Annotated in this window: 14 protein-coding genes; 8 read left to right on the forward strand and 6 right to left on the reverse strand. The window is 69.4% G+C overall.

The window, feature by feature from the left end:
* The first annotated feature begins 170 nt into the window (after positions 1-170).
* The 6 genes from AB0E77_RS24320 to AB0E77_RS24345 all read left to right on the forward strand — a co-directional run bounded on the left by AB0E77_RS24320 (position 171) and on the right by AB0E77_RS24345 (position 5,709).
* On the forward strand, positions 171-1,283 hold the full coding sequence (locus tag AB0E77_RS24320; protein WP_361573925.1) for a glycosyltransferase family 4 protein: 1,113 nt from the start codon (positions 171-173) through the stop codon (positions 1,281-1,283).
* Positions 1,280-1,969: a hypothetical protein gene (locus AB0E77_RS24325; protein WP_361573927.1), complete on the forward strand. Its 690-nt coding sequence runs from the start codon at positions 1,280-1,282 to the stop codon at positions 1,967-1,969. The genes AB0E77_RS24320 and AB0E77_RS24325 overlap by 4 nt, the downstream gene beginning before the upstream one ends.
* A gap of 12 nt (positions 1,970-1,981) precedes the next feature.
* A complete protein-coding gene (locus AB0E77_RS24330; protein WP_361573929.1) occupies positions 1,982-2,773 on the forward strand; it encodes a class II aldolase/adducin family protein in 792 nt (263 codons plus the stop codon).
* An 89-nt stretch (positions 2,774-2,862) separates the two neighbouring features.
* Positions 2,863-4,182: a UDP-N-acetylglucosamine 1-carboxyvinyltransferase gene (gene murA, locus AB0E77_RS24335; protein WP_361573931.1), complete on the forward strand. Its 1,320-nt coding sequence runs from the start codon at positions 2,863-2,865 to the stop codon at positions 4,180-4,182.
* A 68-nt stretch (positions 4,183-4,250) separates the two neighbouring features.
* Positions 4,251-5,402, forward strand: a complete 1,152-nt coding sequence (locus tag AB0E77_RS24340) for a hypothetical protein (RefSeq protein ID WP_361573933.1) — start codon at positions 4,251-4,253, stop codon at positions 5,400-5,402.
* Positions 5,284-5,709 carry a helix-turn-helix transcriptional regulator gene (locus AB0E77_RS24345; RefSeq protein WP_361573935.1) on the forward strand — a complete coding sequence of 142 codons (426 nt, stop codon included), beginning with the start codon at positions 5,284-5,286 and terminating at the stop codon, positions 5,707-5,709. Before AB0E77_RS24340 ends, AB0E77_RS24345 begins: the two co-directional genes overlap by 119 nt.
* Positions 5,710-5,755: 46 nt before the next feature.
* Here AB0E77_RS24345 and AB0E77_RS24350 read toward each other — a convergent pair whose 3' ends face one another.
* The 5 genes from AB0E77_RS24350 to AB0E77_RS24370 form a co-directional block, all read right to left on the reverse strand.
* On the reverse strand, positions 5,756-7,498 hold the full coding sequence (locus tag AB0E77_RS24350) for a mobilization protein (RefSeq protein WP_361573937.1): 1,743 nt from the start codon (positions 7,496-7,498) through the stop codon (positions 5,756-5,758).
* A 15-nt stretch (positions 7,499-7,513) separates the two neighbouring features.
* A complete protein-coding gene (mobC, locus tag AB0E77_RS24355) occupies positions 7,514-8,029 on the reverse strand; it encodes a plasmid mobilization relaxosome protein MobC (RefSeq protein WP_361573938.1) in 516 nt (171 codons plus the stop codon).
* Between the two features lie 207 nt (positions 8,030-8,236).
* Positions 8,237-9,043, reverse strand: a complete 807-nt coding sequence (locus AB0E77_RS24360; protein ID WP_361573983.1) for a DUF2637 domain-containing protein — start codon at positions 9,041-9,043, stop codon at positions 8,237-8,239.
* Positions 9,044-9,250: 207 nt separating this feature from the next.
* Positions 9,251-10,507 carry a DUF3631 domain-containing protein gene (locus tag AB0E77_RS24365; RefSeq protein WP_361573940.1) on the reverse strand — a complete coding sequence of 419 codons (1,257 nt, stop codon included), beginning with the start codon at positions 10,505-10,507 and terminating at the stop codon, positions 9,251-9,253.
* A 146-nt stretch (positions 10,508-10,653) separates the two neighbouring features.
* Positions 10,654-10,890: a helix-turn-helix domain-containing protein gene (locus AB0E77_RS24370; RefSeq protein ID WP_224301088.1), complete on the reverse strand. Its 237-nt coding sequence runs from the start codon at positions 10,888-10,890 to the stop codon at positions 10,654-10,656.
* A 384-nt stretch (positions 10,891-11,274) separates the two neighbouring features.
* Between AB0E77_RS24370 and AB0E77_RS24375 the strand changes: the two genes are divergently transcribed.
* Together AB0E77_RS24375 and AB0E77_RS24380 are read left to right on the forward strand one after the other, a co-directional pair.
* Positions 11,275-11,592, forward strand: a complete 318-nt coding sequence (locus AB0E77_RS24375; RefSeq protein ID WP_361573942.1) for a helix-turn-helix transcriptional regulator — start codon at positions 11,275-11,277, stop codon at positions 11,590-11,592.
* Position 11,593: 1 nt separating this feature from the next.
* The gene (locus tag AB0E77_RS24380) at positions 11,594-12,916 is read left to right on the forward strand and encodes a tyrosine-type recombinase/integrase (protein WP_361573985.1); all 1,323 of its coding nucleotides are present in this window, start codon (positions 11,594-11,596) and stop codon (positions 12,914-12,916) included.
* Positions 12,917-12,983: 67 nt separating this feature from the next.
* On the opposite strand, the gene AB0E77_RS24385 is transcribed toward AB0E77_RS24380, so the two are convergent.
* A complete protein-coding gene (locus tag AB0E77_RS24385; protein ID WP_003974483.1) occupies positions 12,984-13,421 on the reverse strand; it encodes a hypothetical protein in 438 nt (145 codons plus the stop codon).
* Between the last annotated feature and the right edge of the window lie 251 nt (positions 13,422-13,672).

Here is a 13,672-nt window from a genome sequence, read left to right on the forward strand (position 1 = left end):
GCTCAGCCCCCATCGGGGCTCTCCCACCCAGTAGGCCCGTGTGCAGACGCTGCACACCGACTGCGCGTACTGACAGTCGATCTCCACGCTCGCCCGAGCCGTGGTGCCGTCATGTCAGCAGCTAGGCACATCTCATCCCGTTGCAGAGCTTCCCCCTGAAGGAGGCAGTCGTGATTCCGCACGTCGTCCTTACCTGGGTGACCACCGCCCGCGGAGGAGCGGAGAACTCCGTCGTCGAGCTGGCGGACAACCTGTCCCGGCTGGTGCCCAGTGTCGAGCTGGTGTGGTGGCGCCGGGGCGGCCCGGCCGCCGGCCGCTGCTCCCCCGCCCGCGTGCACGAGGTATCGGACTGGGGCAGTTATCAGCAGGCGTTCGTCCGTGCCTGCGCGCCGGCCGACGACCGTCCCGTAGTAGTGATCTCCAACCACCGCACCGCAGCCGCGGACGTGGCTCTGGCGCCCCATGCCCGTGTCATCCCGGTCATCCGACACGTGGTCAACGCCGACCAAGTGCTCCGGGTGATCGACCCGGGCACCGGCTCCATGGTCGAACGAACCGTCGGCGACCTGCCCTGGGACCTGTTGTCCTCCGTGCCCGTGTGGGTGGGCATCTCCCATGCGTCGTCTGCCGCGTTCCGCGTCCACGCCCCGCGAGCCCGGTATGTGAGCACCATCCACAACGGCGTCGCCATCCCGGCCACCGTTCCCTACGGCACCCGACCAGCCACGGGGCGACTCCTCATCGCGTCCGTTGCCCGTACCGTGCCGTGGAAGCGGACGGACCACCTCGTGCGCGCGGTCGCCGACCCACGCCTGTCCACCGCGGTGCGGCTCGACGTCTTCGGCGACGCGGGCTCTCACCAAGCCGAGCTGGAGACCCTGGCGCGGGAACTCGCGGCTCCCGTCCGCTTCGTGGGCTACGCCGACGATCTGCCTCAGCGGCTCACCGGATACGACCTGCTGGCCGCCGCTGCCATTCAGGAGGGATTCGGCCGCGCCGTCATCGACGCGGCCGGGGCAGCGATCCCGGCGTTGGTGCCCCAGGCCGGGGCCAGCCCCGAACTCGTCCTGGACGGCTTGACCGGCATGGTCTACGACCCCGACGACCCGTGGGATCTCGTGGCCGCCCTCACCGACGCACTGCTCGACCGCGAGGCACTGGCCAGGATGGGCAGAGCGGCCCGAGCGCTGGCCGAAGCCTGGTACACCCCGGGGCGTTGTGCCGCCCAGTATCTGACGCTGGTGATGGGTCAGGCTCCGCGCTCTCTGGCAGGAGCACCGTGACAGCCTTCGGCCCTCTTCTCGGGGAGGTCCTGCGCCTGGGCGACGACCCGCTCCTCAAGGACTGGGGTGTCGACGCTCTGGACAGCAGGCCCATCGTCGAGATCGGCGACGTCGCCGGAGCGGTCTACGACCTCGTCGAAAAGGCCCTGGATGGACGACCGCGCATTCATCCGAGCTCCTACATCTCGCCGCTGGCCAATGTGCACGACGATGTGGTGATCGGCCCCGGAGCCCGGGTCCACGAGTACTCGACCGTGCGCGGCCGGACGGTCGTCTCGTCGGACGTGCACATCGGGTACGGCTGCGAGATCTCCCGCAGCGTCCTGGCCCGGGGCAGCGTCCTGTCGCACCGGGCGACCATCGGATGCGCCGTCATCGGGTGCGACGCCTACTTCGCCTCCGGCCTCGTCATCGGCGTCTGCGTGCTGTCCAACCCCGACATGCTCCGGCCCTCGCGGACCGTCCACTTCGCCCTGCCGGACGGCCGCCGGATGGACACCGGCGAGCCGAAGTGGGGAGCGATCGTCGCCAGCGGAGTCCGCGCCGGTGTTCGCGTCACTCTCGGCCCCGGAGCTGTTGTCGGTGCCGGGGCCGTCCTGCACGCGGGAGCCACCGTACCCACCGCGTGGATTCCCCCGCACAGCACCGTGCGCCTACCGGGCGCCGGCTTCCAGCTCGATACGTGAAGGAGTCACGTCATGCTCTACGAACCCGCGCGTCAGCACCTCGCACGCATCGTGGACGACCTGCTCGCCTGGGAAGTGCTCAACCCGGCCGGCGGCGCGGTGTCGGTGCGTCTGCCGGACGGGAACGTACTCATGTCCTGCACCCGGCTCGCCTTTGACCGCTGGAAGGTGAGCGTCCGCGACTTCGTCGTCCTCGCACCCGATGGAGCGATCGTCGAGCAGACCGGCGGGCTGGGCGCGTCCGGCACTCCCACCCACCTGGACCTGTACCGGATGCTGCCCCGCGCCGGGGCGATCGTGCACGCCCACGCTCCGTACACTCTGGCCTTCGCGTCCCTGGGGCTGCCCGTGCCGAGCGTGACGAACCGCGCAGACACCTTCGGCGAAATCCCCTGCCTGCACGCCGACGACAGCACGGTGAAGGCCGAGTTCCTGGCTGACCCGGTGCCGCTGGACCTGCCTGAGGGCATGGTGCAGCGCCCGGACGTGGCCGCCGTCAACCTGCTGGCGTACCGCCCGCAACTGGAGGAGGTTGTTGCCCCGCGCGCCGACGAACTGAAGCGCCATGGGCTCGCCTTCACCCTCTACCGCCACGGCGCGTTCACCGTCGGCCGGCACCTGGAGGAGACCGTCGACCTGATGCTGCGCCTGGAAGAGACCTCGCGCACCGCCCTGCTCCAGGCGCAACTGACGGGCGGAACCATCTACCCCAATCGCCTCTATCGGACCGAACGGCGGAGTCACGACGGTGCAACCATGACCACACCAGTATCGTCGTATCTCACGAGACGGGATTCGATCTAGGTTAGACAGGGCCTTCCGTCTCCTAACACCCGACTTAGCGAGACAGGAAACATCACGAGATGGATAGTGCGACCTCCAAGGGGCGTCCGATGGCCACTGACCGCCACGCGTACCGCATCACCGGCGGAGTACCGCTGCGCGGCACAGTCGAGGCATCCGGAGCGAAGAACGCCGTAACCAAGGAACTCGTCGCCACGCTCCTGACCGACGAACCCTGTGTGCTGCACGGCGTACCACGCATTCTGGAGGTCGACATCGTCCTCGGCATGCTCGCCGAACTGGGCACCGAGGTGACCTGGCTCGGCGAGCACTCCGTACGGGTCCACACGCCGAAGGTCATGAGCACGTCACTCTCATCCATGTACTCGGGCGTCAACCGGATCCCCATCCTCATGATGGGACCGCTGCTGCACCGCCGTGGCGAAGCAGTGGTACCACTGCCGGGCGGCTGCACCATCGGGAAGCGCCCCATCGACTTCCACCTCCAAGGACTGCATCAGATGGGCGCCGACACCGTGGACCGCCCCGGCTCCGTGAAGGTCAGCGCGAACCGGCTCACCGGCGCGCACGTCCAGCTGCCGTTCCCCTCGGTGGGTGCCACGGAGAACCTGCTCCTGGCAGCGGTCCTCGCCAAAGGGACGACGGTGATCTCCAACGCGGCCGTCGAACCCGAGATCGTCGACCTGGTGCTGATGCTCCAGAAGATGGGCGCCCTCATCACCATCGACACCGACCGCACACTCACCGTCGTCGGCGTCGACGCGCTCCGCGGCGTCGAGCACCGCACCGTGGCCGACCGCATCGAGATCGCCTCGTTCGCGGCAGCGGCTGTGGCGACGGACGGGCGCATCGAAGTACGAGGCGCCCGGCAGGACCACCTGATCACCTTCCTCAACGTCCTGCGCCACATCGGCGGCGACTTCACCGAAACCGAACACGGCCTGGAGTTCTTCCGGGGCGGGGAGCTGAGGGCCACCGACATCGAGACCGGAGTCCACCCCGGGTTCATGACCGACTGGCAGCAGCCCATCACCGTCCTGCTCACGCAGGCGAACGGCACCTCCGTCGTCCACGAGACCATCTACGAGGACCGCTTCGGCTACGCCGAACAGCTCCGCCGGGCCATGGGAGCCGAGATCGAGCTGACCACCCGGTGCCTGGGGGCTTCCGCCTGCCGCTGGCACAACCGGGACTTCCTGCACACCGCCAAGATCAGCGGACCGAGCAAGCTCAAGGCCGCCGACCTGACCATCCCCGACCTGCGCGCCGGCTTCGGCTACGTCCTCGCCGCCCTAGTCGCCGACGGCACCAGCACGATCAGTGGCACCCGCTACCTGGAACGCGGCTACGAGGAGCCCGTCGCCAAGCTGGCCGCTGTCGGCGCGCGCATCACCACCCAACCCGTCTGACCAACCGCACCGTCCGCCGGTCCACAGCCAGGCGGTCGGCGTGGGACCGGCCCGAGAGGAACCAGCCCGTGCGCACTCCCGTACCGAGCCTGCCGACGCAACGCATCTGGGAACCCGTCATCGACCAGCACGAAACCTGGCTGGCGGTCAATCCGGTCCAGGGGTGCCCGAAGGCGTGCGGCTACTGCTACCTGCGCGACCGCGAGCAGACCCTCGTCAAACCGACCGAGCTGGCGACCCCGCGACAGACGGCCGAGTTGCTCAAGGCCAGCCCCTTCTTCCACCCGCAGGCCGTGCTCGCCCTCTACACCTGCACCGACGCCTTGTCGACGCCGCGTACCCGAGCGCACCTCGTCGCCCTGCTCGACGAACTGGTCGGCATGGGCTTACGCAACCCGGTGTGCCTGATCACGAAGTGCGCCGTCACGGACGAGGTCGCCGACGCCATCTCCGACGCACGGGCGGCCGGTGTCCCCGTCATCGTGTACCTCAGCTACTCGGGCCTGGGGCCCGACATCGAGCGCGGCATCGACCACGAGGCGCTCCGCGCCACGTTCCCGCGCCTGCACGTGCGCGGCATCCCTGTCATCCACTACTGGCGCCCACTGATGCCGGCGAACGCCGCCCCTGAAATCATCACCCGTGTCCTGGACTGGGCTGCCCGGTACTCGATCTGCACCGTCGCGGTGGGCCTGAAGGTCAAACGCGGTGCCCGCGGGCAGATGACCGAACTGTGGCCCGCACTCGGCTCCGAGGATCTCCCCCTCGAATCGGCGGACGCCGTGTGGCCCCGCCAGACCTGGGACCTTCTGGAGACCCTCCCCACCCGCTACCCCGCCCACCCCATCTTCCAGACCAACTCCTGCGCACTGGCTCACGTACTGCGGCGCTCAGACATCCACGGGGTTCACGCCAGCCCGACGTGCGCCGCCAACCACTGCCCGGCCGACCAGCGCGCACGGTGTGCCTCCGCCGTCCCGCCGCCGGTCACCAGCGACGACGTTCGAAGCAGCCTCGTATGGCTCGGCGTGCCCACGATCGGCTCCGTCGACTGGAACGCGGAGCATCGGACCGCCACCGTCCAGGGAGCCCTCAGCATCCGTGACCGCAACAACGTCTCCCAGCGGCTCGTCATCTCCGTCCGGGCCTCGCGCGACAACGCCGACCGCTACTGGTCCGGCCGCCTCGAAGGAAGCCAGCCACTCGTCATCGACTCATAGCAACTGCGGCGGATCGCTGAAGAAGCCGGGCACACCAGCCACAACTCCGGGACAGGAAGCCGCCCCCGCGGGCGGCACCACATGCATCAAGACTGAGCTGGCCCGTCTGCTCCTCGCCCTGCGGACCGAACGTGGTTGGTCCGTGTACGACGTCGAACAGCGCAGTGGTGTCAGCCGTTCGACGCTGTCACGGATGGAACGGGCGGTGACCGACCCGACGGTGACCATGCTCGCTGCGGTGTGCCGAGCGTACGGCTACCCTGCCTCGCGCCTCCTCGCAGAAGCCGAGGATCGCGGTTGGCCGTGATTCTTTGCGTGGTCCTGCCCGTGATGCGTGCCGGTACCCGTCGCACTCACCGGTACGTACGCGTTGCCTCCTCCCCGCTGTGGCGCTTGCTGGGCACGGAGGGCTCGATCGTCGTCCTGCCCGGGGTGGAGCGGCTCCCTGCCGCGCTGGTCTCGGGCAGGTGGGAGGCGTCGGCGGGCAGGTCGGCTGTTCGCCGTATCCGCCACACGAGCACATCGCTGATGGAGCCCGCGCTGCCGAGTTCGCGGCGCTCGGTAACGTCGGAGAGGAGGGCGGCTGGGTCGTGGCCGGCGGCTTCGGCCTCCGTGATGGTCGTGGCCAAGGCGTACCAGCCGGGCTCGGCGAGGATCTGCTCGACCAGCTCCGGCAACGTCTCGCGCAGCAGCACGGTCTGCCGCTGGAGCATCGGCCGGCTCAGGCGCCGACCTCGTTGGTAGAGCACACCGAGGGGTTGCGCGGAGGCGGTCTGGTAGGCGGTGCGCAGGTGTTCGGCGGCCCGGGTGGCGGCCCCGACCTGCTGAACGTGTCCCTTTCTGGCGTGCCAGCGCGCGGCGGCGGTGATGAGGAAAATCAGCATGTCGATCGCCATCGCCGTGGTGGCGCCGTCTTCACCGCGGCCGAGGGCCGGCCCGCCGTGGACGAGGTCCCGTGCGGCCTGCCGCAGTGCTTGGTCGTGCCCGCGTACGGCGCGGACGTGGGAGCGGGAGGCCCGCTCGAAGGCCGCCGCGGCGTCACGCAGGTTGCGGCGGGTGTGGGCAGCGGACGTCTTCGCGAGGGCGTCCAGGACTTCGCCAGCCGCAGCGATGTGGGCGGCAGCGACCGCATCGTCGCCGTGCTCGACGACGAGTACGGCCTGCCACGTGGCCGATGCCGTCCTGCGGCGGGCGGAGGCCGGGGCGCCCGGCGCCGTACGGGGTGCTTCCTCTTGCCGGGTAGCAGGCGTTTCCTGGGCGTCGCCGGACCAGCGCTCCCGGATGCGGGGCAGGGAGAGATCGGGGGCGAGGCGCGCGCCTGGGTAGAAGACCGGTTCGCCGTCCCTGTTGAGGTCGTCCGGCAGAGCGACCTTGTAGCCGATTAGGTCTCCGGAGGGCGCGGCCCGCTTGCGGATCAGAAGGCCGGCGGCGGCGAGCCGGTCGAAGAACTCCTCGTCGCTCCTCGCGCCAGTCACCGCGCGGCGTACCGCTTCCCGCAGTTCCTCACGGGCGGTGCGTTCGCGGCCCTGGCGCTTGGCCTTGTGGCGCTCGGCGCTGGTGGGCCGCTTCGCGCCGGTGCCGTCGCCCTTGTTCAAGCGGCGCAGGCCGAGTTCCGCTTCGAGCGCGCGGGCCTGGGCCTGGACGCGGAGGGCATCGTGATCGAGGTCGGGGTTGAACCCGTCCTCGCGTACGAGGGTGGCGATGATGTGGATGTGGTCGTCAGCGTGCCGGACCGCGGCCCATCGGCATCCGGCACCTTGCTGGGGGTCGTCGATGCCGGCGGCGGCCACCATGCGTCGGGCGACCTCGCCCCATTCCTCGTCGCTCAGAAGTCGGTCTTCTTCGGCATTGCGGACCGATAGGTGCCAGACATGCTTCTTGGGCCGATCAGCCTGTTCGACGTTCTCGACGGGTTGGTCGAGGAGGTTCTGGAGCTGTTTGAGTGTGGCGGACGGGTCGCGGCCGGGGTCGGGGGCGTTGTCATCCCAGGAGGCGACCAGGTGCGGGTCGGTGTGCTCTTCGAACTTGCCGGGTCCATAGAGGTAATAGAGAAGGCCGATGGTGCGCTGTCCGCGCTTTTGGATCCTGGGGATCATGCGGGTGATGGGGTCCTAGTCCTGGTGGAGGAGCCGGTCGGTGGCGTGCTGGACGCGCTGGACGGCGCGGTCGGTGGCCGCGATGACCACGTCGAGTTCGGCCGGGTGCCCTCCGGCGTTGATCGCTCGGGCGATCTGGTTCAAGTTGCTGCCGACGTGGCCGAGGTGCCGGCGGGCGGCGAAGAACTCGGCGATGACCTCGCGCTCGCCGGCGACGGCACTCGAGGTCCGTTCGAGGTCGCGAGAGGCCGAGAGGGCAGCGCGGGCGAGGAAGCCTGCGAGGGTGAGGCCGGCGGCCTTCGCGCCGGCAGTCACGAGGGCGAGTTCGTCGTCGCTGAAGCGGGTGTTGCGGACGTGCGGACGCTGGCGACGCTGGTACTTGCGGCGGCGCGTACGCGGCTGCTCGGGTCTGTCCTGTGTGCCCTGTGGCTGCGATCCGCCCTCGGTCGCAGCCTCCTCGTCTGGCGTCCCCCGGCGCCGGACGAGCCCCTGCCCCTCAGAGGCAGGGGAGCCCTTGGATACTCCGCTCAAGGCGGAGTATCCAAGGGGATAACTTGCTGGCTGGGTGACGCTTGTGGTCATCTCCCGCTGTCCGAAGGGCAGCTCACGTCGGGCTTCGCGCATCGGGGCAGTCCTTACTAGGAGTCGGCGGACGGGAAGTTCCTGGGGCGGCCGGCTCCGCCCTTTGTCCACTCGCTGAGCAGCGCGATGACGGGCGGTACCGACCGGTCAGCTGCGCTAGGAGACGCGCTCGGGCGTACGGTCGAGTTCGGCCTGCAGGCGGCGTGTGATCTCGGTGAGTCGGTCTTTGCCGACGGGGTGACCCTGGGCTCGGATCGCCGCTTCGACGTGGCGGCGGGAGATACGCCCTTGGCGGCCCAGAGGCGCGGCGCGGCCGAGAGCCAGGAGCGTTTCCGTGGAGACGCTGGGCTGCCGGCCCTTGATCGGGCTGTGGGGCTGACGCGTCTCCGCCACTTCGGCCGGAGGATCCGCCACGTCCGCGATGTCTTCCGCCACAACTCCGGGCCGTGCTTGTGCCGCGCCCTGCGAGGCATCGGCCGTGTCGCTGTTCAGAGCGGGCCGCCGCACGTTCTCGACGTGAGTGTGGCGCTGCTCACTGACCGGGTCAGTCGAGTGCCGTCCGGTGGGATGACGGCGTATGACGAGATCCAGGTGGACGGCTCCGGCGAGCGCGAGCGGGGCGATGGCCGACAGGGCGCCGACGGTGACGTCGTCCAGGTGGAGCCCGGCGGCGTCGCTCTCCTGGTTGAGACGGACGGCGTGCAGGGCGTTCGCCCAGATGCTCGTGATGGTGGCGATGCCAACCAGGGCCCAGACGTAGAGGCGAGATCGCCAGGGGGCGGCTCGCAGGATGAGCAGGGCCGCGACGCCGATGGCGATGAAGCCGTCGATCACGAGCGGGAAGGCGTACGTCAGCACTCCGCGGATGTGGATGGCCACTGCCATCTGCCGCAGGGCGTCGTACGAGAGGGCGAAGCCGATCGTGCCGACCAGAGCGACCCCCAAGCGGATCGCGGCGGTCATCATCGGTACTGGGCTCGCGGTGGTGCGCACAGGCAAGCGGGTGCTCCAAGCGGGGAGGGCTGGTGGGCAGAGAGGTGGCGGACCCGTCGCACCCGTCGCACGGCTGGTCAGAGCAGGTACGGGTGATCGCCGTGGTACGAGACGACTCGTCGCAGCGACGACACCCGTCACGGGGTTGACCTGCGATGCGACGGGTGCGACGAGTCTTTACGGGTGCGGGTCCGGGCCTGTCCGGGCGCTCTCGTCACCGTTCTCGGAGGCGGACTCCTCCGGGCAGTACCGCGCCCAGGCGTCGGTGAAGCGGAGGCGTGCGAAGCCTTTGGCCTGCCTGCCGCCCTCGAAGCGGAGGGTGGCGGCCTTGATGTCGAAGTCCTTCAGGAGGAGCCCAAGATGGCGTGGGCTGAGGCCGGTGGTGCCGTACTCGGCCCACGGAGCCTCCTGGTCCTTGAGAAGCTCCTCCAGTAGGTCCCGGGTGCGCATGATGTCCGGGTCACCGCGGCGGGCGAAGGCGCGCCGGATGTCCTGCAGCAGGCGGGTCTTGAGATTGGACTCGTCGTCCTTGTCCGCCTCGGCTGCGCACATGGCCGCGCAGGCTGCGCGCGCGTCCTCGGGCCAGGTGCCGCCCGCCAGCTCCGCGACGATCACGAGCGGTTCCCAGGTGTCTGCCGCGCGGTCCTGTACCGGCATCCGCGGTACCAGGTCCTCGGCGGTGTCCAGGAGCGGACGGAGCCATGCCTCCAAGCGGTCCCGCAGAGCGTGCAAGGCTGGGATGTCGCGGCGGGAGCGGAACTGTTCGACGCGCTCTCCGTCCTTGCGGCGCTGCATGCGGATCACCACCGCCCGGTCCATGACGGTGTCCGGCAGGGCGCCGATGCCGGCCAGCGCGGCCATGGCGAAGGTGGGGAACTTCCGCGTCTTGTGCTCGGGACCGGAGATCCGCAGGGCGGGCCGGTTGCGCTGATGGCCGGCGTTGAGCAGGCCGCGCAGTTCCTCGTTCTTCTCTGCGGCCTTGACGCTGCCGAAGATGGTGTCGGCCTCGTCCACCAGCAGAGTGGGCGGGTCGTCACCGATGGCGCGGAAGACGACAGCAGGGCTGGTGTTCACGGTGATCAACGGGTCGTGCGCCGTCTCCGTGATCACGTCCAGCAGACGGGATTTGCCGCACCGCTTCGCCGGTCCGACCACCGCCAGGCGCGGTGCGTGCTGCAGTGCCGGCTGGATGTGCGTGGCCGCCACCCACAGCGTGACGGCGGTCAGCGCGCCACCGCTGGGCAGGATCACGTATCGGGCGATCGCCGCCCGGAGCTCGTCCAGCAGTGCTGCGCCCTCGTTGGCGCTGTACGGCTGGTCATCCCCGGAGGACGGGGGCTCGGTCGCGTCGCCCTGGCCGGGTACGGCCACGGGTGGCCAAGGCAGAGGGCTGGCGGGTGCGGTAGGGGTCGGAGAGGTCGTAGATTCGTCCACAGGTGTTCCTCCCTGGTGGGCCGGACGGACAAGGTCCGGAATCACCGAGACAGATCGTTTTCTGGCAAGGGGCGATGAGGGCAGGGACCGCGCGGCTCCCGGCGGTGGCTCGCCGGGAGCCGCTTCGCTTTCCCTGTGGGGCGGTCTCAGACGGCGAGGTCGTACGCGGCCTGGGCGTTCAGCCAGGCGTCCACCTCGGCCCAGCGGTAGCGCAGGTGGCGGCCGACCTTGTGCACGTTCGGGCCGATGCCCCGGTACTTCCACTGGTAGAGCGTCTTGACCGGCACTCCGAGGTACTCGGCGACTTCCGCCGGGGCGGCCAGGGGGCCGCGTCGGTTGGCGTCGGCAGCGGTGTGGGCAGGACGGGGGGAAAGGCTCGGCATAGGGCTCCCTTTTCGGTTTCGGACAACTGCGTGGACAACACAGCCACACCCTGGGTGGAGAAGTCCAGAGTTGGTTCTAGAAGGCTCCAGAAGTTCCCGTCGGTGAGTACGGGAGGCAATACCGTAAGGGCGAATTGGCGGTTGACCAAAAAATCGGTGCCAGGGTGACGGGCTGTTCGTAAGCCCAGGTGGCGACCCATCGGCGACGGGTGCAGTCAGCTACACTGCGCTCGCTTCCGGCGCGTGGAATCGGTGGCGCAGCCTTCCGATGCCGTGTGTCAGGAATTGGTCGGGAGGATTATTGATCCGGCGGGACGCGACTTCTTTAGAGTTTAAGAACCAACTCTTGCCAAAGGCTTCGGCTGCAAGTTACAGCTACCTTTTATGGCAACTCGACCTCTCGAAATAGGCCCCGCCGGCTTGCATACCGCCCGCGCCATCGAGCGCACGCGGCTGGCGCTCGGCCTCACCCAGCATCAACTGGCCGCCCGCTGCACCGCGATGGGCCGCCCGATGACCAACACCGCGCTCAGCCGCACGGAGCGCGCCCATCGACGTTGCGACATCGACGACCTCGTCGTGATCGCCGAAGCCCTCGGGGTTCGTGCGACGGCTCTGCTGCCTGCCGGGGTCTGCCCCGCCCACCCTCGCCACACCGAAGCAGACCTCTGCTGCCGTGCCCAGGGGGTCCTCCTTGGCTGACGTGTACGACCGGTGGCACAAGTCCCATCCCAAGCCGGACGAGACCCAGTGCAGCGAGCACAAGAGCCGCACCCGGCGGATGGTCCCGACCTCTGACCACGGGACCGGGAAGCGCTGGCAGGTCCGGTACCGCGACCTGGACGGCCACCAGCGCAAGGAGAACTTCCACACGAGGGCCGAAGCCGACAAGCGAGCGGCCGAGGTCGACGTCGAGATCCGGAGCGGCAGCTACGTCGTTCCCGCCGAGACGAAGCAGACGCTCGGCGCCTACGCCCAGAAGTGGCTCGACGCGAACTCGGTCGGCCCGACCACGGCCCTCCGCTACGAGGCCACCGTCCGCAACCACATCGTCACCCACCTCGGTCGGCGCGAGCTGCGGTCCCTGAACAAGCCCTCGGTCATTCAGGGCTGGATTCGCACGCTGCAGGACGGCGGCTTCGAGGTGTCGACGATCGAGGGCATCTTCGACATCCTCTCCAGCATCCTCGGCATGGCCGTGGAGGACGGGTTGCTGCCGAAGAACCCGTGCAAGTCGAAGTCGGTCAAGCTGCCGACCGCGACCAAGAAGAAGATCGTCCCCTGGCCCCTGGAGCGTGTACGTGCGGTCACCGCCGGGCTGCCCGAGCGATTCCAGGCAGGTGGCAAGCTCGCCTTCGGGTGCGGTCTGCGCCAGGGGGAGGTCTTCGGCTTCGCCGCCGAGGACATCGACTTCAGGGGCGGCTGGATCCACGTCAACCGCCAGGTGCGGCTCGTCGGCACGAAGCCGGTTTTCGCCCTGCCCAAGGGCAACCGGATCCGGTCAGTGCCGCTGTCGGCTCAGCTGGCCACTGCCCTCAAGGCCCACATGAGGCGATTCCCGCCCACGGCGGTCACGCTGCCCTGGGCGAAGCCCGACGGCGAGCCCAAGACCTTCCGGCTGCTCTTCGTCGACGAGAAGGGCCGAGCGTACAACCGCAGCGTCTTCAACATGGGCGCCTGGAAGCGGGCCCTGGTCGAGGCCGGCGTGATCCCTCCCCGTGAGCGCGGGGCGAGGTACCTCCAGGCGGCCCCGGAGGACGGCATGCACGCCCTCCGACACGCGTACGCCTCCGTGCTCCTGGACGCGGGGGAGAGCATCAAGGCGCTCTCGGAGTACCTCGGCCACTCGGACCCAGGCTTCACGCTACGGACGTACACGCACCTGCTGCCGTCCAGCGAGAGCCGCACCCGCAAGGCGATAGACGACGCCTTCACCGGCGCGGAGCCGTTGGAAACCGGAGAGCCCCAGGGCACATCACCACCCCCAGCAAAACCCATGTGCCCTCAATGTGCCCTGGCCGCCTGACGGCCCCTCCCCGGCACGCAAAAGGGCGAGGCCCGAAGACCCCGCCCGACCCTCGCGAAACCCCAGCTCAGGGCCACACCAGGCAGTAAGGCTGATGCCCCGCCTCGTGCAGCCGGTGGGAGAAGTCCTGCCACTCGTGCAGCAGCTGGTACACGTTGAACGCGTCCCGCGGTCCGCCGCGGTCCGGGACGGTGGACCAGATGAAGGCCGCCGCGCCGACCGCCTCCTCGCCGATGCCGCGCAGGGGGTCGACGACGGTCATCGGGAGTTTCACGACCGCGTAGTCGGGGTGCAGGACGACCAGCTCCAGCGGGGGCACCTTGTGCAGGGGGACGCCCTCGATGCCGGTGAGGACCATCGCGGCCATCGTCTCCGGCTTGATCTTGGTGAACATGCCGTTCATCCCGAGCTCGTCGCCGCCCAGTTCCTCGGGGCGCATCGAGATCGGGACGCGGGCCGCGGTCGCGCCGTCGGGCGCGCCGAAGTACTTGTACGTCACCCCCACCCGACCACCATTCCCGCTCCCCGCCCCCAGCCGGCCGACCCGGCGGTCGGTCCGGTCGGGCTCCATCGGCGCACCGTGTGCCTGACGTGTCTCGCGTGCTTCGGCCGTCTCCTCCGCCTCGCGTCGGTGCCTTCCCCGCCGGGCACGTCGAGGACCCAGGTCGTCGGTCCCCTCGCCCAGTCCGCCACCGCGATGCATATCTCCACCCGACTGCTTTTCTAGGACGCGTGACCCCCGCCGCGCAACCCGAT

This window comes from Streptomyces sp. NPDC032940, assembly GCF_040636935.1.
Lineage (GTDB): Bacteria > Actinomycetota > Actinomycetes > Streptomycetales > Streptomycetaceae > Streptomyces.

Coding starts and splice junctions, on each gene's coding strand:
- AB0E77_RS24330 (WP_361573929.1), top strand. CDS start 1,982: ATGCTCTACGAACCCGCGCGTCAGCACCTCGCACGCATCGTGGACGAC.
- murA (WP_361573931.1), top strand. CDS start 2,863: ATGGCCACTGACCGCCACGCGTACCGCATCACCGGCGGAGTACCGCTG.
- AB0E77_RS24350 (WP_361573937.1), bottom strand. CDS start 7,498: ATGATCCCCAGGATCCAAAAGCGCGGACAGCGCACCATCGGCCTTCTC.
- AB0E77_RS24360 (WP_361573983.1), bottom strand. CDS start 9,043: ATGACCGCCGCGATCCGCTTGGGGGTCGCTCTGGTCGGCACGATCGGC.
- AB0E77_RS24370 (WP_224301088.1), bottom strand. CDS start 10,890: ATGCCGAGCCTTTCCCCCCGTCCTGCCCACACCGCTGCCGACGCCAAC.
- AB0E77_RS24375 (WP_361573942.1), top strand. CDS start 11,275: ATGGCAACTCGACCTCTCGAAATAGGCCCCGCCGGCTTGCATACCGCC.